Below are 21,128 nucleotides of genomic sequence, written 5' to 3'. Positions count from 1 at the left end.
CGGTGGGTGTTCGAGATCGTGACCGGCGTGTCTACAGTGAGCCCATCGGATTCATCGATCCGTTCGGCACTGAAGCCGGGAACCCATCACCTATCGAGGCAAATCATGAGCGCATCCAAGGTCGTCATCGTCACCGGCGCATCGCAAGGCATCGGCGCGGAAACGGTCAACGCATTCCGGGCTCGCGGCCATCGCGTCGTCGCGACGTCACGTTCGATCGGCCCGTCAAACGATCCGGATCTCGTTACCGTCGCGGGTGACATCGGCGATCCGGCCGTCGCGCGGCGCGTGGTCAACGCGGCCATCGAGCACTTCGGCCGCGTCGACACGCTCGTCAACAACGCAGGCGTGTTCATCGCGAAGCCGTTCACGCAGTACACCGCGGACGACTATGCGCAGATCACGAGCGTCAACCTGAGCGGTTTCTTCCACGTCACGCAGCATGCGATCGCCGCGATGCAGAAACATGGCGGCGGCCACGTTGTCAGCATCACGACGAGCCTGGTCGATCATGCGAACAGCAACGTGCCGTCGGTGCTCGCATCGCTGACGAAGGGCGGATTGAATGCGGCGACGAAGTCGCTCGCGATCGAGTATGCGAAGGCCGGCATTCGCGTGAATGCGGTGTCGCCCGGCATCATCAAGTCGCCGATGCATGCGCCCGACACGCATGCGACGCTTGCGTCGCTGCATCCGGTCGGCCGCATGGGCGAGATGAGCGACATCGTCGACGCGATCCTGTACCTGGACTCGGCACCGTTCGTCACGGGCGAGATCCTGCACGTCGACGGCGGCCAGAGCGCCGGGCATTGAGTCGCGGCGTCGAAACCGCGAGCCGGCGCGTCTATCGCGATGCGCCGGGCCGCCTGGCGCGTGTCCCGGCCGGCCGCCTGGCCGGCTCGCGCGCCAGCTGCTCGACGAGAAAATCGACGAACACGCGCACGCGCGACGACAGGAAGCGCGCATGCGGATACAGCAGCATGAAGGGCCGCGACCGGCCGCCGAGGCCGGGCAGCACTTCCACGAGCGTGCCGGCGCGCAGATCCTGCTCGACGATGAAGCGGTAGGTCTGGAACAGGCCCGCACCGCCGCGCGCGAGCGTCACACCGGCGAGGACGTCGCCCGACGTACCGTAGCTGCCGGTCGTCGCGACGTCGACTTCCTCCGATCCATCGTTGAACAGCCAGGGAATCGGCCGCCCGCTGCTCGGCAGCTCGAACTGGATGCATTCGTGCGCATGCAGGTCGTCGATGGCGGCCGGCATGCCCGCGCGCTTCAGGTAGCCGGGCGTCGCGACGACCACGAGTTCGGCGTCCTCCAGCTTGCGCGCGACCAGGTTCGAATCGGCCGGCGCGCGCCCGCGAATCGCGAGATCGTAGCCTTCCTCCGCGAAATCGATGTTGCGGTTGCTCAGGTGGGTTTCGACGCGCACGTCCGGGTACCGCTCGCGAAATGCCGGCAGCAGCGGCAGCACGCGATAGTGTCCGTACGGCGTCGGCATGCTGATCCGCAGCAGGCCGGCGGGCGTGGCCTGCTGGCCGGTTGCCTCGCGCTCCGCGTCGACGAGTTGCGCCAGCGCGTCGCGGCATTGCTCGAAGTAGCGGCGGCCGGGATCGGTCAGGCGGATCTGACGTGTCGTGCGCACGAACAGCCGCACGCCGAGACGCTCCTCGAGCCGCGCCACCGACCGGCTGACCGCGGCCGGCGTGACGCTCGCCGCGTTTGCCGCGAGCGTGAAGCTGCCGAGTTCGGCGGCAAGACAGAACAGCTCGATGCTGCCCAGCAGCAGATCGTCGAATTGTCGTTGCATGGTTCCTGCGGTCTCCGGCGGATGGCGCGCGATGGAGCGACGAGTGTGCATGAATCTCGTGCGGGAAACCAGCGGGCGCGCATGGCGCGATTCGTTACACCGCGTCGTGAATCAATTGCGCGACCGACATTTACCGGCTTCGGCCGCGTGACTACAGTGCAGTGACTCGCTGGCAGTACCGACCGCCCGACCCTTTTCCCGCAAGGAGCATGACATGACCGTCGAACAGAAGCTGGCCGACCTCGGCCTCGCGCTACCCGAACCGCCGAACCCGCTCGGCAGCTATACGGCCGTCAGCGAAGCGGGCAATCTGTTGTTCGTGTCGGGACAACTGCCGCTCGTCGACGGCAAGGTCGCGTATACCGGCCGCGTCGGCGAACAGTTGAGCGTCGACGACGGCAAGCATGCCGCCCGGCTCGCGGCGCTGAACGTGCTCGCGCAGATCCGCCGGCATCTGGGCGGCTTCGAGCGCCTGAGCAAGATCGTGCGCGTCGAGGGACACGTCAGTTCGGCCGACGGCTTTTTCGGGCAGCCGGCCGTGATCGACGGCGCGTCGGACCTGTTCGCCGCCGTGCTGGGCGACAAGGCGGGACACGCGCGCTCGGCGTTCTCCCAGCGCCAGTTGCCGGCCGACGCGGCCGTGATTCTCGTCGTGATCGCCGCGATCGATCCTGCGTGACGGTTCGGCCGCCCCGCAGGGCCGCAAACGGCCTCCCCCGCGCTACACGGCCGTCAGCGACGCCGGCACGCCGCCTTTCCGAATCAGCGCGTCGGGCGTCAGGCCGCTGCACCGTTCGACGCCCAGCATGGCCATGTTCCGGTCCACTTCGTCGCGCAGCAGCCCGATCGCGTGCATGACGCCGGCTTCACCGGCCACGGCCGCCGCGTAATTGAACGGCCGCCCGACGAACACCATGCGCGCGCCCATCGCGACCGCCTTCAGCACGTCCGACCCGCGCCGAAAGCCGCTGTCGATCATCACCGGATAGTCCGCGCCCAGCGCCCGAACCACGTCGGGCAGGATCCGCATCGGCGAGACCGCGCCGTCAAGCTGGCGGCCGCCGTGGTTCGACAGGATGATGCCGTCGGCGCCGGCGTCGCGGGCGATGACGGCATCGTCCACGCTGAGGATGCCCTTGATCACCAGCTCGCCCTTCCATTCCTGCCGGATCCGTTCCAGGTGGCCCCAGTCGAGATGGTCGCGGGCCGAGAAATCCCGCTGCACCGTGGACGACAGGATCGGCGCGCCGCGTGTGGCAAAGGAGTTCTCGAAATGCGGCATGCCGTGCGCGAGCAACGTCCGGGCGAAGGTGCCGGCGAGCCAGCGCGGGCGCACGATGCCGTCCCAGAACAGGCGCGGCCCGGGGCGCAGCGGCGTGGTGAAGCCGGTCCGCACGTTGTTTTCGCGATTGGCGGACACGGGGATGTCGACCGTAATCACGAGCGTCCGGTAGCCGGCACGCGCCACGCGTTCGAGCAGCGCGCCGATGCGGCCTGCGTCGCCGGGCAGGTATGCCTGGAACCAGGTTTCCGGCGCGGCGGCGGCGACCTCCTCCAGTGGAATGAGCGATGAGCCGCTCATGATCGACGCGATGCCCGCGCGCTGTGCGGCACGCGCCAGCACGATATCGCCGCGATAGGCCGACAGCGCATGGATCCCCATCGGCGCGATGCCGAAAGGCGACGCGTAGCGTCGTCCGAACAGCTCGACGCCCTGCTCCCGCTGTGAAACGTTGCGCAGCACGCGCGTCGCAAACCCGTACTCGTCGAACACGGCACGATTGTCGTCGCGCGTGCGGTTGTCTTCCGCGGCGCCGCTGACGTAGCCGAAGATCGGGCGCGGCAGCGCGCGGCGTGCCGCGGCTTCGAAATCGTGGAGACACAGCATCTTTCGCAGCACGCGCGGCATGTGCGGCGTGCGCGTATCGGCCAGGGGGCGGCTTGTTCCGGGAACGGATGAGGCGGAAGGAGTCATGTCTGAAGCCTGTTTTCGAATCGATGGCGGAATTTTAGGTACGCGCGGCTTGCTTAAAAAGCGATAATCTTCCAATGAATTTGTTCGATAAAAGCGAAAGACAATGGCGACTCCGACTCTCAAGCAGCTCGACGCGTTCTACTGGGCGGCGACCTGCGCAAACTTCTCGACCGCTGCGCAACGGCTGCACCTGTCGGTGTCGTCGCTGTCCAAGCGCATCAACGAACTGGAACAGGTCGTCGAACGCACGCTGTTCGACCGGAGCGGCCACCGGGCCGTGCTGACCGACGACGGCGAGGCGCTGCTGCCGGCCGTGGTGCGGGTGCTCGAGTCCGTCGCCGCGCTGCAGGAATCGGTTGCCAGGGACGAAGGGTTGAGCGGCCGGCTGCGCTTCGGCGTCGGCGAACTGTCGGCGCTGACGTGGCTGCCGCGCTTCGTGGCGGCGGTCCAGAAGCAGCACCCGAAGCTGGCGCTGGAGCCGTATGTCGACGTGGGCGCGGCACTGGAGGAGAAAGTCGATGCCGGTGAACTGGATTTCGCGGTGATCGCCGGCCGGTCGTCGCGCAGCAGTGTGCTGTCGCAGCCGGTGGCGGAAGCGCGGTTCGCGTGGATGGCGGCCGAGGCGCTGGTCGGCCGCGAGCGCGTCCTGACGCCGGCGCTGCTCGCCAGCCACGCGCTGGTGCTGCTGCCGTCCGGTTCGGGCGTGACACGTATTCTCGACGACTGGCTGCTCGCGTGCGGCGTCAATCACGCGCGCAGGATCGAGTGCAACAACTGGAGTGCGGTGGCCGGCATGCTGGGCGAAGGCGTCGGCATCGGCTTCCTGCCGGTCGACTGGGCTCGCGCGCGGCCGGGCGGCCATCTCGTGCAGCTGACGAGCGAGCCGCCGCTGGCGCCGCTTCAATATGCGTTCCAGTGGCGCCGCGGCGACGTGCGCGGGCTGATTCCGTCGATGCTGTCGCTGGTGCGGCATTACGCGGACTTCCGCTGAACCCGTGACTTGCCGCCCGGCGTCAGGCCCGGGCGATCGCGAAGAAGCGTGCCGTCGTCACGCTTCGTCGATGCGCGAGACCTGCTTGGGATCGGGCATCCACAGGTAGCACAGCAGCGACACGAGCACGCACGCCGACACGTAGTAGAAGAACCACGCTTCGTGTCCGATGCTCTTCATCCACAGCGCGACGTATTCGGCCGTTCCGCCGAACAGCGACACCGTGATTGCGTACGGCAACCCGACGCCCAGTGCGCGCACGCCGACCGGAAACAGTTCGGCCTTGGCCACGGCGCTGACCGACGAATACAGGCTGACGATCAGCAGCGCGGCGACGATCAGCGCCAGCGCGGCGCCGGTTGTCTGAACGCCGCGGAGCGCCTGGAAGATCGGCACGGTGCAGAGCGTGCCGAGTACGCCGAACGCGATCAGCAGCGGGCGACGCCCGACGCGATCGGACAGGCTGCCGAAGATCGGCTGCATCGCGACGAATGCCAGCAGGCTGATCACGGAGACCATCGATGCGTCGGCCTTGCTCATCCCCGCGCTGTTGACGAGGAATTTCTGCATGTACGTCGTATAGGCATAAAACGCGACCGTGCCGCCGAGCGTCAGGCCGGCCACGATCAGGCACTCGCGTTTGTGGTGGAACAGGTCGGCGATCGACGCGTGGCGGCGCTTGCTGCGGCGGTGCTGCTCGAACGATGCCGTTTCCTGCATGTTGCTGCGCAGGAAGATCGCGCTGCAGGCCAGCAGCGATCCGAGCAGGAACGGGATGCGCCATCCCCAGCTTTCGAGTTGCGCGGTGGTCAGGAAAAACTGCTGCAGCACGACCAGCACGCCCATCGCGAGCAACTGGCCGAGCGACAGGGTCGCGAACAGGAAGCTCGAATAGAAGCCGCGCCGGGACTTGTCGGCCATCTCGCTCAGGTAGGTTGCCGAACTCGCGTATTCGCCGCCGAGGCTCAGCCCTTGCAGCAGTCGCGCGAAGACCAGGAGCACCGGCGCGGCAAGGCCGATCGTGTCGTAACCGGGGGTCAGGCCGATGATCAGCGAGCCGACGCACATCGCCAGCACCGAGACGAGCAGCGCGGCCTTGCGTCCGTTGCGATCCGCGTACAGGCCGACGAGCCAGCCGCCGATCGGGCGCATGACGAAACCGACGGCGAAGATGGCCGCCGTGTTCAGCAACTGCACGGTCAGGTTGCCGTTGGGAAAGAACGCCTTCGCGAAATACAGCGAAAACGCGGAATACACGTACCAGTCGTAATACTCGATGAGGTTGCCTACCGATCCGCTGAAGATGGATCGGAGGTTCGCGAGGGTTCCGGTCGGCCGGGAATCCGTGGCCGTTGCAAGAGGGCTGACGCGCGACACGTAATGTCTCCGTTTCGATTGTGCTCGTGATCCGTGCAAGTGCCGGCCGTGGGCGGGCCGCTTGCGATCGGGTGTGGCAAGGTTAGAAGAGACAATGCATTGTAGAAAGCGAAATAATGACAAGGAGCCTGTTCGCTTTCTGGAAAGTCAGACCGGCAGCTCCCCGCTTCCGTGTCTGTTTCGGCGTCGTTCCGTGTTCCCCGGTTATCAGGGATCGATCGCCGGAAAGGCTTGTCCTGGAAGGCGCTACGCGTTCCGGATACATTGAAATACAAAATATCGCATGCGATTTAATCGAATGCGCTTGACGTGGGCGGGCGACAAGACCAAACTGCGTCGCATGCGATCGAATCGCATCTGAGACAAACCTCAACTGACGGAGCAAATGATGAGCAAGATCGAACAAGTGCTGTACACGGGCAAGACGCATACGACTTCCGGCGGCCGCGACGGTGCGGCACGCAGTTCCGACGGCCGCCTCGACATCCAGTTGTCGTCGCCGGGCAGCGCCGGCACCGGCACCAATCCCGAGCAACTGTTCGCGGCAGGCTGGTCGGCCTGCTTCATCGGCGCGATGCAGCTCGCGGCGCGTGCCGCGAAGGTGACGTTGCCGGCCGATCTCGCCGTCGACGCCGAAGTGGATCTCGGCACCGCCGGCAACGCGTACTTCCTGCAGGCCCGGCTGAACGTGAGCGTGCCGGGGCTCGATCGCGACGTCGCGCAGCGCATCGTCGATGCCGCGCACCAGACCTGCCCGTATTCGAAGGCGACGCGCGGCAACATCGACGTCGACATCCGTATCGCTTGAACGCACGTCGGGCGGCCTGGCGCCGCCTGACCGAATGCCCGGTTCTAATTCTTTCTTTTAGAGGTGAATGATGAATACCCGACTGATCGCCGCCCTTCTCGTCGCTGTTTCGGCCTCTGCTGCCGCACCGGCGTTCTCCAGCGAAACCACCGTGACGCGTGCGCAGGTGCGCGCCGAGCTCGCCCAGCTGCAACACGCCGGTTACCCGCTGAATCGCGCGACCGACGCAACCTATCCGGACGATCTCCAGGCCGCACTCACGCGGATCCAGGCGGCCGATGCGGTCGCCGGCAACGACCAGGCGTCCGGCTACGGCGGCAACGGCGATGCGGCCACGCAATCGGGCCGCCGGCATGCAGTCAGCGTGGCCGACCGCTCGGTGTATTTCGGACATTGAGCGTGCTTGCGCCGTCCGTCGAAACGCGAACCCTGAATTCCTTCCATCCCTGTTCTGTCGAGGTAAATGATGAAAACCCAATTGATCGCCGCCCTTCTCGTCGCCGTGTCTGCCTCCGCCTCCGTACCGGCGTTCGCCGATGAAGCCGTCGTGTCCCGCGCGCAGGTGCGTGCCGAGCTCGTCCAGCTGGAACAGGCCGGTTATCAGCCGGGCCGCGCGAACGATCCGCACTATCCGGTCGACCTGCAGGCCGCGCTGACGCGCATTCACGCGAACGACGCCGTGGTGGCCGATGCGGCGACATCCGGCTACGGCAGCGAAACCGTCGCCGCGACGCAGTCGGGCCGGCGGCCCGCGACACGCGTCGCCGAACGCTCGATCTACTTCGGTCATTGAACGAAACCGCGAACGGCGCCGGCTGCCGGCGCACGATGCGCAACCGCTGAATCCATTTTTTTGTCGAGGTGAATGATGAAGACCCCACTGATCGCCGCCCTTCTTGTTGCCGTGTCGGCCGCCGTTGCCGCGCCGACGTACGCTGGCGAAAGCACCGTGACGCGTGCGCAGGTGCGTGCGGAACTGGCCGCACTGCAAAAGGCCGGCTACCTGCCGAACCGCCCCAACGACCCGAACTATCCGGACAATCTGCAGGCCGCGCTGCGCCGGGTTCACGACAACGATGCGGTCGCGGTCGGGTCGCAAGCGTCCGGTTACGGCGACGATGCCGTCGGGGCGACGCAGTCGGGAAACCGCAGCGCGATTCGCATGGCGGAACGCTCGATCTACTTCGGCCATTGAGCATGCGTCGCCGGAATCGTTACGCCCGTCCGGGCGGCGCGGTACGACGTGCGGGGAACGGGGGCGCGCGAGCACGACGCGCTCCTCGTCGGCCTTCGGCGGCAAGCAGCGATGCAGGTTGATGTACATCCGTTACTTGCGTCGGCCCGGGATTCGATCGCGCGCGGCACCGATGCGGCCGCCGGTTCTCGCGACCCGCGCGCATGCAAGAAGAGACAGCATTCGTGGCAGGCCGAACAACACTCCATTCCCAAGCGCGTTCACGATGATGAACGCACGTCTGCCGATGGCCCGGCGCCGCTCGAATCGAGTGACGGCGTATGGCGCAACCGGATGATATCGACGCCGTGCAGGATCGTTGCTTCCGCAACCGCATCCCGCTGCGGCGGTGCATCAGTCCATTGACGGCCGATTGCATCGACCCGGCGTTCGAAGCGGTACACGACGGCGGGCGGAAAGTTCATCCACGCGATGCCGATCCGGATGGCGCGAATGTGCATCGCCTCCAGGTAGCGCGCCGGGATCGGGCAGCGCGGCACGTAGGTGAACGGGTAGAACACGCCATCCGCGGCCAGGTGGCGCACGAACGCGCAGTGAACGATCGCGACGGCCTGTTCGACCGGCATCGCGACAAGCGGCATCTCGTCGAGGTGACTGCCGGTACCGGAGGGCACGGGCTGGCGGTGATCCTGTCGTTTCCGGTCAGGGCGGAGCCGGCGCGCCGGCAACGCTGGCCCGGGCTTCGGCAACACGTGCCGCGCACCCCGCACCGTACCGGTGACACGATCGATGTTGCGCCGCGCCCTGCCTCTCCGGTCCCGGTCTATGCTGTGCAACCGAAACCTTCAATCGAGGAGCAGCCGATGTCCGATGCAACGACCGGAAACGCGACAGGCGCAACAGGCAGTACGCACCCGCTCGACCATGTGGTGTGGAACGCGCTGACCGGCAGGCAGCGCCGCTTTGCGCTCGGCGATGGCCGTGCATGGCGGTTTCCGGCCGCCATCGCGCCGTTTGCCGCGATCGAGGATACCGGCGCGGCATCGTTCGACGCGTTGCGCGCACTGGTCGCCGCACACGGGCCGGCGGCACTCGTCATGCCCGACGAGATCGAATTGCCGGCGGGCTTGTCGGCGATCCGGCGCGCGACCCTGTTGCAAATGGTCTGGCAAGGGACGCTCGCCCCGGCACCTGAAGCGGGCCACGTCACGCTCACCGAAGCCGACGTGCCGGACATGCTCGCGCTGACCACGGCCGCGCAGCCCGGCCCGTTCGGCCCGCGCACGTTCGAGCTTGGCCGCTATATCGGCATCCGCAACGAAGGCAGGCTGGCCGCGATGGCCGGCGAGCGGATGCAGGTCGACGGGTATACCGAGATCAGCGCCGTGTGCGTGGATGCCGCGTTCCGGCGGCAAGGGCTGGCGGCACGTCTGATCCGGTCGTTGATCGCGGCCATCGATGCGCGCGCGGAAACGCCTTTCCTGCACGTCCTCACGTCCAACCGGGTCGCGATCGAGCGTTATCTCGCACTGGGTTTTGTCGTGCGCCGCGAGATGCACCTGCTGGTGCTGGGCGACGGGCACGCATGACGACGCGGCCGGCACGATGCACGTGCCGGCCGCTGGTAGCCCGTGGGGTTATTCGTCGGTCGACTGGATCAGGTTGCCGCGCAGCGTGACGATCGCCTTCTGCATCTTCGCGAATTCGTCCGGCTTCAGCCCGGTGGCCTCGACGAGGTTCATGTCGAGCCCCTTCTCGCGCACGCGGCGCCCGCTCTTCGTCAGGCTGACGAGCACCTGGCGTTCGTCCGACGGATCGCGATGCCGCTCCAGGTAGCCCATTGCCTCGAGCTTCTTCAGGATCGGCGTCAGCGTATTGGATTCGAGGAACAGCTTCTCCCCGAGCTGGCCGACCGTCTGGTTGTCCTGCTCCCACAGCGCAATGATCGTGATGTATTGCGTGTACGTGAGGCCCAGCTCTTCGAGGATCGGCTTGTAGGCCTTGCCGAACGCGAGGTTCGTCGAGTAGATCGCGAAGCACAGGAACTCGGACAGCTTCGGCGCGGCGGTGGATGGTGCTTCGGTCGGTTTCATGAACGTCCTCCAGCGACGCGAACGGCCGCAGATGGACGGATTATATATCGCGTGCGATCTTATCGGAAGCATGATAAATCGGTCTCGATGAACCAACGGGCGCCGCGCGCCGTCAATGCGGCGTGCGGCGCTTGCCGGTCTGCACGCGGCTGGCCGACAGCAGCGTGCATTGCACTGGATGCGCGATTTCGGTCGCGACTCCGCCTGCCGCAAACAGCAGGATCATCAGCCAGCGTTTCATGCGTCCTCCACGACCGAAAGGCTCGCGCCGTCGGCGACCGTCGCGTCGAGCGCATACGGGTCGATACCGTCGAGGCAGCCGAGATTGACGCGCCAGCAGGCCGGGTCCTTGCGGGTCTGATGGAACGGATAGACGCCACAATGGCTGCAGAAATAGTGGCGTGCCGTGTGTGTGTTGAAGCGGTAGCACGTCAGCGCGCCCTCGCCTTCGACGATCTTCAGTTCGCTCGCGGCGAACATCTGGCTCATCAGCGCGCCGCGCCGGCGGCACAGGCTGCAGTTGCAGCGAACCGCCGGCGTCACGGCGGCTCGGACTTCGAATCTGACGGCCCCGCAATGGCAGGACCCTTTGAGCCAGGTTGCAGACATCGTGCGCTCCAGAAGAGGTCATGCCTGCTTTATAGCGGACGCCCGAACCTGCGATGTATCGCGATGTATCCGCGGTTCGCGCAGATACAGGACGTTTCAAATCGGCGGCGGGCAATCGCGTTGTGTTTTCCGATCGCCGGCATGCGCATGCGGCCCGCCGCGTGTGGAGCGCGGATCGCGCGATCAATCCAGCACGTGCTGCATCCGCTCGATCGCCGCCCGCGTCTCGCGTTCGAGTGCGGCGAACAGCTCGGCCGCCGGCAGCTGCCGCACGAGCGGCGCCGCCTGCCCGGCCCACTGCGCGCCGTAGCCGAATTCGCCCTTTGCCTTCGCGGCTGCATGCAGCGCCTTGCCGGCGTCGTAGGCGATCGGGTACGCGGGCGTGGCCGGCGCCTGCGGGTCGTCGCCGAGCGCGGTCAGCCGGTTCGCGATCCCGCGCGCGGTCCGGCCGGAGATCGCGGCCGTGAACGTCGTGCGCCGTGCGGCGTCGCTTAGCAGCGCGCGGCGATAACCGTCGTCGATCGCTGTCTCCGGGCACGCGACGAACGCGGTGCCGAGTTGCGCGGCCTGCGCGCCGAGCGCGAGCGCGGCGGCGATGCCCTCGCCGTCCATGATGCCGCCGGCGGCGATCACCGGCAGCGCGCATTCGCGCACGATCAGGCGCGTGAGCGCGAACGTGCCGAGGCGGTCGTCATGGGCGGTCGAATCGAACACGCCGCGGTGGCCGCCCGCTTCGATGCCCTGCGCGACGATCGCGTCGATGCCGGCGGCGGCGATCCGGTGCGCCTCGTCGAGATTCGTCGCGGTCGCGAACAGCGTGACGCCCGCGCGCTTCAGCGCGTCGATCACGTCCGCGGACGGCAGCCCGAAATGGAAGCTGACGACGGCCGGCTTCTCTTCGACGAGCAGTGCCTGCATCGCGTCGTCCGCGACGAAGCTCGTATAGATCTCCGACAGCGACGCGGGCGGCGTCGCGCCGTATTCGCGGAACGCCGGCGCGAGCCAGTCGAGCCACGCGCGTTCGACGGCCGCGTCGGCGCGTGCCGGCCGGTGGCAGAACACGTTGATGTTGAACGGCCGGTCGGTGAGCGCGCGCGTGTCGCGGATCATCTTGCGGGCGCCTTCGGCGTTCGTCGCGCCCACGCCGAGCGAGCCGAGCCCGCCCGCATTCGACACGGCGGCCGCCAGCGCCGGCGTGCTGACGCCGGCCATCGGCGCCTGGACGATCGGTGTGCGCACGCCGAGCGTGCGCAACAGCGTCCGGTTGTCGGTCGATTGATTCATGTCGCTGGCCTCCTGCAAGATCCGCAATCGAAATGCCTCGACCGGATGCGGGCCGAAGCGCGTGCGTCGGGTTCGGATCGGTGCGCGTGGGTCGTGCCTTGCGCGCAGCCGGTCGCATGAAAGTTCTGTCGAAAAGGCGCGCAGCCGTGCGGTGCGGTGTTTGCCGTCGCAGCGACGGCGTACGACATCGCGCGTTGCGCGGCGCGGCACCTGCTGCTGCGCCCATCCTACGCCCGCCCGTGACCCGTCGGCCAGCGGCTATCGGCTATCGGCTATCGGCCGCGCGCCCAATGCGCGAGCCCCGCGCAAGCCGCCAGCAGCGCACCCGTCACGAAGAACACCGAATGCAGCCCGAGCGCGACGCCGATCTGCCCGCCGATCACCGGGCCGATCACCTGCCCGCTGAACTGGGCGGACTGAAGGTAGCCGAGCATCTGCCCGGTCGCGCGCTCGTCGACCGATTGCCGCACGAGCTTGCCGATCGACGGCAGCAACCCCGCGAGGGTCATGCCCATCAGCGCGCGCAGCGCGGCGAGCTGCCACCAGTGCGTGACGAACGCCTGCGGCACCATCGCGAGCGCGGTCAGCAACAGGCAGCCGATGATCACGTTCCAGCTGCCGATCCGGTCGGCCAGCGCGCCGAGCCGGGCGGCGGTCAGCATGCTGCCGAGCGCCGAGCACGCCATCACGACGCCGGCGATACGCGCAAGATGATCGCCACCGACACCGAGGCCGCCGATATAGACGGTGATGATCGGCTCGATCGACATGTTCGCGAGCAGCACCATCATCGCCGTCACCAGCAGCGCGGCCACCGCCGCACGATTCGTGCCGCGCGACGTGCCGGCCGTCGCGCTCGAGGTGCGCGGTTTCGCGTCGGTGCCCGCGTGGAAATCCTCCTTCACGACGAAGATCGTCAGCAGCGCGGCGACGGCGATCATCGCGCCACCGGCGAAGAACGTGCCGCGAATGCCGAGCCAGCCCGGCAGCAGCCCGCCGACGAGCGGCCCGACCAGGTTGCCCGCGAGCGCGCCGGTCGACAGGATGCCGAGCGCCCAGCCCGCGCGTTCGCGCGGCGCCTGCGTGCCGACCATCACGGTCGAGGCCGACGCGTAACCGCCGACGAGCCCCGCGAGCAGCCGCAGCACGACGAGTTCGACCACGTTGTGCGCGACGCCGATCAGCGACATCACGATCGCCATGCCGATCGCCGCGCGCACGAGCATCGGCTTGCGGCCGAAGCGGTCCGCGAGCCGGCCCCACAGCGGCGCGGTGACGGCCGTGCCGAGAAACGTCGCGCCGAACGCGACGCCCGACCACTGGATCACGGCCGATTGCGCTTCGACGCCGAGTTGCCGCACGTACAGCGGCAGGAACGGCAGCAGCATGCTCAGGCTGACGAGCGTCGTGAACGACCCGAACACGCAGACGGCGAGATTGCGCCGCCAGTAGCGCGCGTTGCGTTCGGCGTAGCCGGCGGCGGGCCGTTCGGCCCGTGCCGCGGCGGGGGCTTGCGAGATCGTGCTCATTGCGCCCTCGTCGTCGCGGTCGTCGGTGCGGCGAACCCTTGCGCGACGAAGTTCGCCGGCAACGGCACCAAGGCGAAACGCGCAACGCCGATGCCTGACCCGGTGCGGCGCGCGCTGAACGCACGGGCGCGGGGCCGGCCAGGAAGCGCTCGATCCATGTTGACCTCCATTCGCTGAACGGGCGCCATGCGCGTCCGTTGGTTGAAGGAAGTCTAGATTGAGCCGATTGCCGAGTGAATCGCCGTCACTCGAAAGCCATTCTTCCGTATCCCGGTTCAATCGCCGTCGGTGATGGCCGCCAGCCGCGCGAAGTGCTCGCGCAGGCGCGGCGCCGCGAAATCGACGAACGCGCGCACCTTCGGTACTGAAAGGCGCCCGTAAGGCATGACGAGATGGATCGGCAACGGCGCGTGTTCGCTGTCGCGCAGCACGATCCGCAGCGTGCCGTCCCGCACCGGTTCAGCGACGTGATAGGAAAAGAGCCGCGTGACGCCGTGGCCGGCGACGGCCGACGCGACCGCGCCGCGGATCGTGTTGATGATGAAGCGCGGCGCGAACTGGACGACCTGCGGCAGCGCCGCCGGCGCGGACGGCGGGAAGCTCCACGAATCGAGGCCGAAATGCGTCATCGAGATGATCCGGTGCCGGGCGAGATCGGCCGGCGTCTCGATGGCCGGATGCCTGGCCAGGTAATCGGGCGACGCCACGACGACCCGCCGCACCGCGCCGACCGGAATCGCGACCAGCGTCGAATCGCTCAGGTGCGCGATCCGCAGCGCGACGTCCATGCCTTCGTCGATCAGGCTGACGGGACGGTCGAGCAACTGCAGGCGGATCGACACGGCGGGATGGCGTTCGATGAATTCGTCGAGCAGCGCGCGCAGCACGTCCTCGCCCGCGGCGACCGGCGCGGTGACGGTAAGCATGCCGCGCGGCGCCGAGCGTTCGTCGGCGACCAGCATGTCGGCTTCCTCGAGATCGGACAGGATGCGGCGGCACGCGGCGGCGTAGCGTTCGCCGGCTTCGCTGAGCCGGATCGTCCGGGTCGTGCGGTACAGCAGCGCGGTGCCCGTGTGCGCTTCGAGAAACGCGATCGCGCGGCTGACCGCCGCCGGCGACCGGCCGAGCTTGCGGCCCGCGCCCGCGAGGCTGCCTTCGTCCAGCGTGGCGACGAACACCTTCATCGCGTCGATTCGATCCATGGTTTGAGCGGGCCGGGTGCGAACGGCCGTGTGATGGGCGGCAGGCAAGCGAGCGAGCAGTCTACCGCACACCGGTGCGATGCCCGGCCCGGGGGATGCTGCGCTTGCCGCTTTGGCCCTACAATGCGCAGGCGAAAAAACCGCACGAAAGGCCGTCAGGGCGCCGCGTTCATCGAACGCAGCGTCCGACATTCAAGCGGTTCCGCTGAATAACGAACCACAACCAACCCGCACTCATGAAAAGAAGAACATTTCTCGCGCTGCCCGCCGTGGCCGCGTCCGGCATGCTTGCCGGCTGCTCCAATTTCGGCCCCGTCACCAAGGCGTGGATGAGCGATTCGAAATACGACGAAACCCTGTCGACGTTCCTGATTACCGCGGACGGCAAACAGCTCGTCGTGCTCGGCAAGAAGTATCACTACATCTTCGAGATGCCGCCGAGCCTTGCGACGGTGCTCAACGCCCCCTATCGCCCCAAGATTCACACGGCGTTCAGCGATTTCGAGGCGCACGGCGACGCGATTACCGGTCAATACACGATGAGGCTGGACTACGCGGATGCGCCGACCGGCTCCGACGTGCGCGAGCGTGCGCTCGCGGACGGTTTCAAGAAGGACGGTGCCTACCTGGAGTCGGAAGGCAGGATCAGCGGCAAGCGCTATCTGCCGAACGATGTCACGTCTTCGTCAGTCCCGCAGGCGTTCAATCGGCCGTACGAGGTCACGGTGACGGACAAGCTGACGGCTGTCGGCCGCGGCGCGAAGCTGGCCTTGTCGCCGATCGCGATGGCGGCCGATGGCGCGTTGGGCCTGCTCGGCCTCGCGCTGTTTCCGATCGCGCTCACCACCTTCATCATCGTGGCGAGTTGAGGTGCGATCGGCGATGAAATCTCCTGTCCGAAACCTGTTCCGCATCGGCTGCGTGGCGGCCTGCCTCGCGTTCGCGCAGCATGCCGCTGCCGAAAGCGATTGGGACGCTGCGCGCCATGTCCGTACCGACTGGGTGTTCGCGTCGATGAAGGAAAGCGACGTGCGGCCCACGCTCGATCGCGCGCTGAAGGACCAGGCGCGCTGGGCCGGCCTGCCCGGCAACGCACCGGATGCCGGTGCGTTCAGCTGCACGAAGCTCGCGCTGCCGCCGCCGTCGGCCGAAGCGCAGGCCGCGTTCGACGCGGCGCCGTCGTCGCGCGGCCGCGACGCCGACAAGGCCTACGCGAAGGCCGCATCGCTCGGTTCGTGGCGTGCGGCCGCGCGCCTCGCGAGCAGTTCGCTCGACGACGAGGATTGGGAAGGCGCGCAGCCGGCGATTGCGTGGCTGCTCGTTCATTACGTGCCGGCCGGCTACAACAAGCTCGCGGACGTCTTGCAGGCGATGTCGGGCTACGACGGCGAAACGCCCGGCGAGGGCATGAGCGGGATGATCGCGTCGCTGCGCTGGCGCGCGGCGCGCGAAGGCGATCCGGTCGCGCAGATGGAAATGGCCGACCTGTTCGAGAAGCTCGGCCAGCCCGATCTCGTCACCGCGTTGCGCGCGTGTGCGACGCAGCAGAATCCTGCGCTGAAATGATGCGAGCCGGTATGCCGCAATGACGGGCGGTGTACCGGCTTGTGCGGTGACATTTGCCGTGACGCCGCCGCATCAGACTTCGTACCGCACCGCGTGCGCCTCGGTGGGCAGCGGCGGATCCCAGCGCGGCAGCATCGCCTCGAGCGCGCGGTTCGTCAGCGACGTGTCGCGCTGCGCGTTGCGGCGCAACAGCTCCGCGCGCGGCTTCTCGAGATAGACGAGCGTCACGTCGGCGCCGTACGCGAACAGCAGGTCGAGCGTCTTCTTGCGCATCAGCGGCGACAGGTTCGTCGCGTTCCACACGAACGGCCGCTTCTCCCGCAACAGTGCCTTCGCGGCGTCGACTGCATGGTGCGCGACGGCGCCCTCGTTTTGGCCATGGCGCAGCCCCAATGCATCGCGTGCATCGTCGAACGACACGACGGGCAGGTCCGGATGATGCCGCGCGACCCACGTGTTCTTGCCCGACGCGGGCAGGCCCGACATCATGACAACCTGCGAGCCCGGCGTGCGGAACAGCGGATAGTCGGGATGCACGTCTGCGCCGCGAAAGTAGCTGAGCGCGGTGTGCGCGTCGGCGAACGCGCGCGGCTGGCCATAACACCCTTCCTCCCGCGCCAGTTCGCGCAACAGTTCGATGTTGTCGAGCACGCGCTGCGTATCGCTGCAGATGCGCCCGCGCATATCGGCTTCGGCGAGCAGGCACAGCAGCGGCAGGCTCACCTGCCACGACAGTTCGCGCGCGATGAACTCGGGCGTGCCGCGGCGCGACCCGCTCATCGCGAAGAACGGCACCTGGTGCACGGCGATCATCCGGCAGATCGCCTCGCGCACCGCGAACGGCACGCCGGCATCCCACAGCGCGATACGCGCATCGATCGCCCCCTTGCGCGAGTGGCCGGGATGACCGATCGCGCCGGTGACGGGATCGACGACCGTCGTGCGGTACTTCGCGATGTCGTGCAGCAGCGCGGCCAGGAACACGATTTCCTGGTCGGCGCGCGACGCGGCCTGATAACCGGGCAACGCGAGCAGCGCATCGATCACCATCGTCGTATGCGTCCACACGTGGCCTTCGCCGTGGTATGCCGGCTCCTGCGGTGTCGTTTTCGCCTGTTCGAGCGCGGGAAACGCCGCGATGCATGCGCGGTAGTCCGGCTGCCGTCCGGGCGCGGGCACGAGTGCCTGCAGTTGTTCGTACTTCATGATCAAGACTCCTCTCGAAACGGCGCACGGCCGTTCCGCATTCATGGGTGCGCGCGCGTCGCGGCGATCGATCGCCACGTGACCGTCGGCCGCGGCGCATACAGGTCGACATCCGGCGCGAGCAGGTTCGGGATGAACGGTTGCTCCGAGTGATGGCGCGCCGATTCGAGAATCGCCTGCACGAAATCGTGGCGGACCCACTTCAGGCGCGCGGTCGTCGTGTCGTCCGTCTCGACCTTCACGTAGAGCCCTTCCGCGCGGGCCGACTTGTCGCACTGCTGCCATGCGCGTGCGAGGTCGAGCCCCTGCCGCCGCACCGTTTCCTCGAACGCGCGACGCCAGTCCGGCGTCTTCGCGAGCGACGGGCCGAGCAGTGCCTTCAGGTCGGCGAGCCGCGCCGGCGCGATGCCTTCGTACAGCACGGGCACCGACAGCACGGGCCCGTCGGCAAGCAGCGCGCGACGCGCGCACGTCGACAGGAAACGGCCCGTCGTGCGGTCGAACACGTCGAATTCGAAGAAGTGATGCGGCAGCGCGTCGTAGAACACCGCGTGCTTCTTGCTCATCGTCTCGCCGTACATCACGTAGCGATCGCCGAGGCGGTCGAGCAGCCAGCCTGCATGGGCGGCGGCCCACGTCTTCACGAAACCGAACTGCCGCTCGCGGCCGCCGCCGGCCAGATAGTGGCCGCGCGACTGCAGCAGCAGTTCGCCCGCCGGGCCGAAGCTGATGCCCGTGTTCGCGCCGTCGAGCTTTTCCTCGACGACGATGTGTGCGCCCGCGAGGGTGCGATAGGGAACGTGTTCGCGACCTTCGTCGCCGTCCTGCAGGCGCGAGCCTTCGAGATGCGGCGTGCGCGGGTAGCGGGCGAGGTCGAGCGATTGCGCGTATGCGCGAAAATCCAGCGTCATGGTCTTTCTCCGGAAACAGGGGAAAAAGCCGACGACGTGAACGAACGGTCTGGTGTGCGTTGCGGTGTCAGTGCTTGTCCGGGCGCGTTCCTGCAGTCGACGTTCCGGCGCCGCGAGGCGGGCGGAAACGGGCAGGACGACACGCGGCCGGGACGGCAGTCGTCGGCGTATCAGGCGAAGGGACGAATGTTTGCGGGCACTTGGATCACCGGTTCGATGAGGGTTCAGGGATGAAGCAGGCGGATGCTACGAAACGGCTTTTGCACTGTCAAGCGCTGCCGGAGCCCGCTGATGCGGCCGCCTGCATGCGTTGAGTGCCTGCTGTGGCGTGCCGCACGCGCCATCGGCACGAACATTGTCAGGATGTCTATATGTGTGTTTTTCGCCACATCGGGCGACGATTCGGTAGGCGCCGCCGCGCTACCCGCTTGCTGCGCCCGCTGCGTGCATGCTAGAGTCGCCGCCATTCCGATCAACCCCTCACTCGCAAGGAGAAGAACATCATGACGTCACGCCAACGCTCCTCCCGTCGCGGGTCGTAGTCCGGGTTTTTCGCGTCCGTCCGTTTCATCGTTCACGCCACGCAGCAGCACACCGTATCGCCGTCACGGCGATGAGCCGGGTCGTTCCGATCCGGTCGTGCCGCCCTCTTCCCGACTTCCGATGTCAGGCAGCGCATTCGGGCGCTGCCTGTGCCATGGCCCGCCGTTCTACCTTTTCATCGAACGGAAACCTCCATGGGCAATTCCATGCAATACCTGGGCGAGCGCGTCACCTTGTGCGCTTGCGCCACCACCTGGATCGAAGGTGAGGCCATCCGGCAGCTCGAACACGCTGCCACCCTCCCCGGCATGCGGCGTGTCGCCGGCATGCCCGATCTTCACCCCGGACGCGGCTACCCGGTCGGCGCCGCGTTCTTTTCGACGGGCCGGCTGTACCCGGCGCTGATCGGCGGCGATATCGGCTGCGGAATGGCGCTTTGGCAAACCGCGCTCGATGCGCGGCGCGTCAGCGCGTCGAAGCTCGCGAGCCGGCTCGGCTCGATCGACACCACACCCGACGCAAGCTGGCAGCCGCTCATCGCGGCCGCCGGGTTCGCGGATCACGCGTTCGCGGCATCGCTCGGCACGATCGGCAGCGGCAATCATTTCGCGGAAGCGCAGCGGATCGACGCGGTGTACGACGCCGATGCCGTCCAGGCGCTCGGCCTCGATCACGACCGCCTGCTGCTGCTCGTGCACAGCGGGTCGCGCGGTTTCGGCCAGTCGATCCTCGAACAGCACATGCGCGAGCACGGCTACAACGGGCTCGACGACACGGATGCCGCATGCACGGCGTACCTTGCGCGCCACGACGCGGCGTTGCGCTACGCGATCGCGAATCGCGACCTGATCGCGCGGCGCATGCTGGCGCGCTGGCGCAGCGACGGCCGGTGCGTGCTCGACGTGAACCACAACCTGGTGAGCCGCGCGCGCGTCGACGGCGAGCCCGGCTGGCTGCATCGCAAAGGCGCGACGCCGGCCGATGCGGGGCCGGTCGTCATTCCCGGGTCGCGCGGCGACTACAGCTATCTCGTCGCCCCCGTGCGGCCCGACGATGCGGCCAGCCTCGCGTCGCTTGCGCACGGCGCGGGCCGCAAGTGGGCGCGCGGCGATTGCAAGGGGCGTCTCGAACGGCGCTTCACGCCATCGCAGCTCACGCGTACGCCGCTCGGCAGCCACGTCGTCTGCGAAGACCGCGAACTGCTGTACGAGGAAGCACCGCAGGCCTACAAGCCGATCGACAGCGTCGTCGACGCGCTCGAGGCGGCCGGCCTGCTGCGCAAGCTCGCGCGGCTCGCGCCGGTGCTGACCTACAAGACGTCCGGGGAGGCCGGCCGATGCTGATGCAGATTTCTTCGGCGCACGGGCCGCTGGAGTGCCAGCTCGCCGCAGCCAATGCGTTGCGGCGCCTGCAGGCGGAAGCCGATGCGCAGCGCGTCGTCGTCACGGTGCTCGATGTGCAGCCGGGCGAACGGCCCGGCACGCTGCGCTCGGCGCTGCTCGATCTCGACGGTGCCGGCGCGCAAGCGCTGGCGGACCGCTGGACGGGCACGCTGCAATGGATTTGCGCGAGCCCGTACCGGTTGCGCCATCCGCGCAAGAACTGGTTCATCGGTGTCACGCGCTGCGCCGACGCGCAGCCGCTGCCGGATGGCGACGTGCGGTTCGAAGCGATGCGCGCACGCGGGCCGGGCGGCCAGCACGTGAACAAGACGAGCTCGGCGATTCGTGCGACCCATGTCGCGACCGGCCTGTCGGTGCGCGTGGAAAGCGAGCGCAGCCAGCACGCGAACAAGCGCCTCGCGCTGCAGTTGCTGCAGGTTCGACTGCAGCAGGAAGCCGACCGTCACGCGTCCGACGCGCGCCGGCAGCGACGGATGCAGCACTTTGCGCTCGAGCGCGGCAACCCCGTGCGCGTGTTTCACGGGGCGGCGTTCGTGCCGGCCGACTGAGCATGACGGCCCGACTGCCGGTGGTTGTTTCGCCGGCAGTCGCGCAACGGGCCTCATGGTTTTCCCGGCCAGCCGGTT

At 67.7% G+C, this 21,128-nt stretch carries 23 protein-coding genes and 1 pseudogene; 12 read left to right on the top strand and 12 right to left on the bottom strand.

Annotated elements, in window-relative coordinates:
* Window positions 1-105 precede the first annotated feature (105 nt).
* Window positions 106-813, top strand: a complete 708-nt coding sequence (locus tag APZ15_RS13255) for an SDR family NAD(P)-dependent oxidoreductase (protein ID WP_027787359.1) — start codon at window positions 106-108, stop codon at window positions 811-813.
* A 31-nt stretch (window positions 814-844) separates the two neighbouring features.
* On the opposite strand, the gene APZ15_RS13250 is transcribed toward APZ15_RS13255, so the two are convergent.
* Window positions 845-1,810: a LysR family transcriptional regulator gene (locus APZ15_RS13250; RefSeq protein ID WP_027787360.1), complete on the bottom strand. Its 966-nt coding sequence runs from the start codon at window positions 1,808-1,810 to the stop codon at window positions 845-847.
* A 214-nt stretch (window positions 1,811-2,024) separates the two neighbouring features.
* On the opposite strand from APZ15_RS13250, the gene APZ15_RS13245 reads away from it, so the two are divergent.
* Entirely contained in the window at window positions 2,025-2,489 is a 465-nt protein-coding gene (locus APZ15_RS13245; RefSeq protein WP_027787361.1) for a RidA family protein, read from the top strand.
* Between the two features lie 42 nt (window positions 2,490-2,531).
* Here APZ15_RS13245 and APZ15_RS13240 read toward each other — a convergent pair whose 3' ends face one another.
* Window positions 2,532-3,719: an alpha-hydroxy acid oxidase gene (locus tag APZ15_RS13240; RefSeq protein ID WP_370448786.1), complete on the bottom strand. Its 1,188-nt coding sequence runs from the start codon at window positions 3,717-3,719 to the stop codon at window positions 2,532-2,534.
* 169 nt (window positions 3,720-3,888) lie between these two features.
* Between APZ15_RS13240 and APZ15_RS13235 the strand changes: the two genes are divergently transcribed.
* Window positions 3,889-4,776, top strand: coding sequence for a LysR family transcriptional regulator (locus APZ15_RS13235; RefSeq protein WP_027787364.1), 888 nt, complete (start codon window positions 3,889-3,891; stop codon window positions 4,774-4,776).
* 57 nt (window positions 4,777-4,833) lie between these two features.
* On the opposite strand, the gene APZ15_RS13230 is transcribed toward APZ15_RS13235, so the two are convergent.
* Window positions 4,834-6,153, bottom strand: a complete 1,320-nt coding sequence (locus tag APZ15_RS13230; RefSeq protein ID WP_027787365.1) for an MFS transporter — start codon at window positions 6,151-6,153, stop codon at window positions 4,834-4,836.
* A 388-nt stretch (window positions 6,154-6,541) separates the two neighbouring features.
* On the opposite strand from APZ15_RS13230, the gene APZ15_RS13225 reads away from it, so the two are divergent.
* The 4 genes from APZ15_RS13225 to APZ15_RS13210 all read left to right on the top strand — a co-directional run bounded on the left by APZ15_RS13225 (window position 6,542) and on the right by APZ15_RS13210 (window position 8,156).
* Window positions 6,542-6,961, top strand: coding sequence for an organic hydroperoxide resistance protein (locus APZ15_RS13225; protein WP_027787366.1), 420 nt, complete (start codon window positions 6,542-6,544; stop codon window positions 6,959-6,961).
* 70 nt (window positions 6,962-7,031) lie between these two features.
* Window positions 7,032-7,358, top strand: coding sequence for a DUF4148 domain-containing protein (locus APZ15_RS13220; protein ID WP_027787367.1), 327 nt, complete (start codon window positions 7,032-7,034; stop codon window positions 7,356-7,358).
* 69 nt (window positions 7,359-7,427) lie between these two features.
* The gene (locus APZ15_RS13215; RefSeq protein WP_027787368.1) at window positions 7,428-7,754 is read left to right on the top strand and encodes a DUF4148 domain-containing protein; all 327 of its coding nucleotides are present in this window, start codon (window positions 7,428-7,430) and stop codon (window positions 7,752-7,754) included.
* 72 nt (window positions 7,755-7,826) lie between these two features.
* Complete coding sequence (locus APZ15_RS13210) at window positions 7,827-8,156, top strand: DUF4148 domain-containing protein (RefSeq protein ID WP_027787369.1); 330 nt, start codon at window positions 7,827-7,829, stop codon at window positions 8,154-8,156.
* A gap of 260 nt (window positions 8,157-8,416) precedes the next feature.
* On the opposite strand, the pseudogene APZ15_RS42595 reads toward APZ15_RS13210, so the two are convergent.
* A pseudogene (locus tag APZ15_RS42595) lies at window positions 8,417-8,797 on the bottom strand (phospholipid methyltransferase); the annotation flags it as partial.
* A gap of 222 nt (window positions 8,798-9,019) precedes the next feature.
* Between APZ15_RS42595 and APZ15_RS13200 the strand changes: the two are divergent.
* Window positions 9,020-9,745 (top strand): GNAT family N-acetyltransferase, encoded by a 726-nt coding sequence (locus APZ15_RS13200; protein ID WP_027787370.1) that lies wholly within the window; start codon window positions 9,020-9,022, stop codon window positions 9,743-9,745.
* Window positions 9,746-9,793: 48 nt separating this feature from the next.
* On the opposite strand, the gene APZ15_RS13195 is transcribed toward APZ15_RS13200, so the two are convergent.
* The 6 genes from APZ15_RS13195 to APZ15_RS13170 form a co-directional block, all read right to left on the bottom strand.
* Window positions 9,794-10,249: a MarR family winged helix-turn-helix transcriptional regulator gene (locus tag APZ15_RS13195; protein ID WP_027787371.1), complete on the bottom strand. Its 456-nt coding sequence runs from the start codon at window positions 10,247-10,249 to the stop codon at window positions 9,794-9,796.
* 112 nt (window positions 10,250-10,361) lie between these two features.
* A complete protein-coding gene (locus APZ15_RS42520) occupies window positions 10,362-10,490 on the bottom strand; it encodes a hypothetical protein (protein ID WP_255221834.1) in 129 nt (42 codons plus the stop codon).
* A complete protein-coding gene (locus tag APZ15_RS13190; protein WP_027787372.1) occupies window positions 10,487-10,858 on the bottom strand; it encodes a GFA family protein in 372 nt (123 codons plus the stop codon). The genes APZ15_RS42520 and APZ15_RS13190 overlap by 4 nt, the downstream gene beginning before the upstream one ends.
* Before the next feature lie 183 nt (window positions 10,859-11,041).
* Complete coding sequence (locus APZ15_RS13185; protein ID WP_027787373.1) at window positions 11,042-12,142, bottom strand: NAD(P)H-dependent flavin oxidoreductase; 1,101 nt, start codon at window positions 12,140-12,142, stop codon at window positions 11,042-11,044.
* A gap of 272 nt (window positions 12,143-12,414) precedes the next feature.
* Window positions 12,415-13,671 carry an MFS transporter gene (locus APZ15_RS13180; RefSeq protein WP_027787374.1) on the bottom strand — a complete coding sequence of 419 codons (1,257 nt, stop codon included), beginning with the start codon at window positions 13,669-13,671 and terminating at the stop codon, window positions 12,415-12,417.
* A gap of 275 nt (window positions 13,672-13,946) precedes the next feature.
* Entirely contained in the window at window positions 13,947-14,873 is a 927-nt protein-coding gene (locus APZ15_RS13170) for a LysR family transcriptional regulator (RefSeq protein ID WP_027787376.1), read from the bottom strand.
* Window positions 14,874-15,109: 236 nt separating this feature from the next.
* On the opposite strand from APZ15_RS13170, the gene APZ15_RS13165 reads away from it, so the two are divergent.
* Window positions 15,110-15,742: a hypothetical protein gene (locus tag APZ15_RS13165; protein WP_027787377.1), complete on the top strand. Its 633-nt coding sequence runs from the start codon at window positions 15,110-15,112 to the stop codon at window positions 15,740-15,742.
* Window positions 15,743-15,755: 13 nt separating this feature from the next.
* Window positions 15,756-16,439 (top strand): hypothetical protein, encoded by a 684-nt coding sequence (locus APZ15_RS13160; RefSeq protein WP_027787378.1) that lies wholly within the window; start codon window positions 15,756-15,758, stop codon window positions 16,437-16,439.
* Window positions 16,440-16,511: 72 nt separating this feature from the next.
* Here the strand turns inward: APZ15_RS13160 and APZ15_RS13155 are convergent, their stop codons facing one another.
* On the bottom strand, window positions 16,512-17,645 hold the full coding sequence (locus APZ15_RS13155; RefSeq protein WP_027787379.1) for an AAA family ATPase: 1,134 nt from the start codon (window positions 17,643-17,645) through the stop codon (window positions 16,512-16,514).
* 41 nt (window positions 17,646-17,686) lie between these two features.
* The gene (locus APZ15_RS13150) at window positions 17,687-18,556 is read right to left on the bottom strand and encodes an RNA ligase family protein (protein ID WP_027787380.1); all 870 of its coding nucleotides are present in this window, start codon (window positions 18,554-18,556) and stop codon (window positions 17,687-17,689) included.
* A gap of 737 nt (window positions 18,557-19,293) precedes the next feature.
* Here APZ15_RS13150 and APZ15_RS13145 point away from each other — a divergent pair.
* Window positions 19,294-20,442: an RNA ligase RtcB family protein gene (locus APZ15_RS13145; RefSeq protein WP_027787381.1), complete on the top strand. Its 1,149-nt coding sequence runs from the start codon at window positions 19,294-19,296 to the stop codon at window positions 20,440-20,442.
* The gene (gene prfH, locus APZ15_RS13140; RefSeq protein ID WP_021159612.1) at window positions 20,436-21,050 is read left to right on the top strand and encodes a peptide chain release factor H; all 615 of its coding nucleotides are present in this window, start codon (window positions 20,436-20,438) and stop codon (window positions 21,048-21,050) included. The genes APZ15_RS13145 and prfH overlap by 7 nt, the downstream gene beginning before the upstream one ends.
* Window positions 21,051-21,128 lie beyond the last annotated feature (78 nt).

It is taken from the genome of Burkholderia cepacia ATCC 25416, from assembly GCF_001411495.1.
GTDB lineage: Bacteria > Pseudomonadota > Gammaproteobacteria > Burkholderiales > Burkholderiaceae > Burkholderia > Burkholderia cepacia.
This window is presented reverse-complemented; position numbering and strand designations above follow the sequence as displayed.

Bases quoted from the DNA above. Each gene is read 5' to 3' on its own strand.
- APZ15_RS13255 (WP_027787359.1), top strand. From the start codon at position 106: ATGAGCGCATCCAAGGTCGTCATCGTCACCGGCGCATCGCAAGGCATC.
- APZ15_RS13250 (WP_027787360.1), bottom strand. From the start codon at position 1,810: ATGCAACGACAATTCGACGATCTGCTGCTGGGCAGCATCGAGCTGTTC.
- APZ15_RS13245 (WP_027787361.1), top strand. From the start codon at position 2,025: ATGACCGTCGAACAGAAGCTGGCCGACCTCGGCCTCGCGCTACCCGAA.
- APZ15_RS13240 (WP_370448786.1), bottom strand. From the start codon at position 3,719: ATGCCGCGCGTGCTGCGAAAGATGCTGTGTCTCCACGATTTCGAAGCC.
- APZ15_RS13235 (WP_027787364.1), top strand. From the start codon at position 3,889: ATGGCGACTCCGACTCTCAAGCAGCTCGACGCGTTCTACTGGGCGGCG.
- APZ15_RS13225 (WP_027787366.1), top strand. From the start codon at position 6,542: ATGAGCAAGATCGAACAAGTGCTGTACACGGGCAAGACGCATACGACT.
- APZ15_RS13220 (WP_027787367.1), top strand. From the start codon at position 7,032: ATGAATACCCGACTGATCGCCGCCCTTCTCGTCGCTGTTTCGGCCTCT.
- APZ15_RS13215 (WP_027787368.1), top strand. From the start codon at position 7,428: ATGAAAACCCAATTGATCGCCGCCCTTCTCGTCGCCGTGTCTGCCTCC.
- APZ15_RS13210 (WP_027787369.1), top strand. From the start codon at position 7,827: ATGATGAAGACCCCACTGATCGCCGCCCTTCTTGTTGCCGTGTCGGCC.
- APZ15_RS13200 (WP_027787370.1), top strand. From the start codon at position 9,020: ATGTCCGATGCAACGACCGGAAACGCGACAGGCGCAACAGGCAGTACG.
- APZ15_RS13195 (WP_027787371.1), bottom strand. From the start codon at position 10,249: ATGAAACCGACCGAAGCACCATCCACCGCCGCGCCGAAGCTGTCCGAG.
- APZ15_RS42520 (WP_255221834.1), bottom strand. From the start codon at position 10,490: ATGAAACGCTGGCTGATGATCCTGCTGTTTGCGGCAGGCGGAGTCGCG.
- APZ15_RS13190 (WP_027787372.1), bottom strand. From the start codon at position 10,858: ATGTCTGCAACCTGGCTCAAAGGGTCCTGCCATTGCGGGGCCGTCAGA.
- APZ15_RS13185 (WP_027787373.1), bottom strand. From the start codon at position 12,142: ATGAATCAATCGACCGACAACCGGACGCTGTTGCGCACGCTCGGCGTG.
- APZ15_RS13180 (WP_027787374.1), bottom strand. From the start codon at position 13,671: ATGAGCACGATCTCGCAAGCCCCCGCCGCGGCACGGGCCGAACGGCCC.
- APZ15_RS13170 (WP_027787376.1), bottom strand. From the start codon at position 14,873: ATGGATCGAATCGACGCGATGAAGGTGTTCGTCGCCACGCTGGACGAA.
- APZ15_RS13165 (WP_027787377.1), top strand. From the start codon at position 15,110: ATGAAAAGAAGAACATTTCTCGCGCTGCCCGCCGTGGCCGCGTCCGGC.
- APZ15_RS13160 (WP_027787378.1), top strand. From the start codon at position 15,756: ATGAAATCTCCTGTCCGAAACCTGTTCCGCATCGGCTGCGTGGCGGCC.
- APZ15_RS13155 (WP_027787379.1), bottom strand. From the start codon at position 17,645: ATGAAGTACGAACAACTGCAGGCACTCGTGCCCGCGCCCGGACGGCAG.
- APZ15_RS13150 (WP_027787380.1), bottom strand. From the start codon at position 18,556: ATGACGCTGGATTTTCGCGCATACGCGCAATCGCTCGACCTCGCCCGC.
- APZ15_RS13145 (WP_027787381.1), top strand. From the start codon at position 19,294: ATGGGCAATTCCATGCAATACCTGGGCGAGCGCGTCACCTTGTGCGCT.
- prfH (WP_021159612.1), top strand. From the start codon at position 20,436: ATGCTGATGCAGATTTCTTCGGCGCACGGGCCGCTGGAGTGCCAGCTC.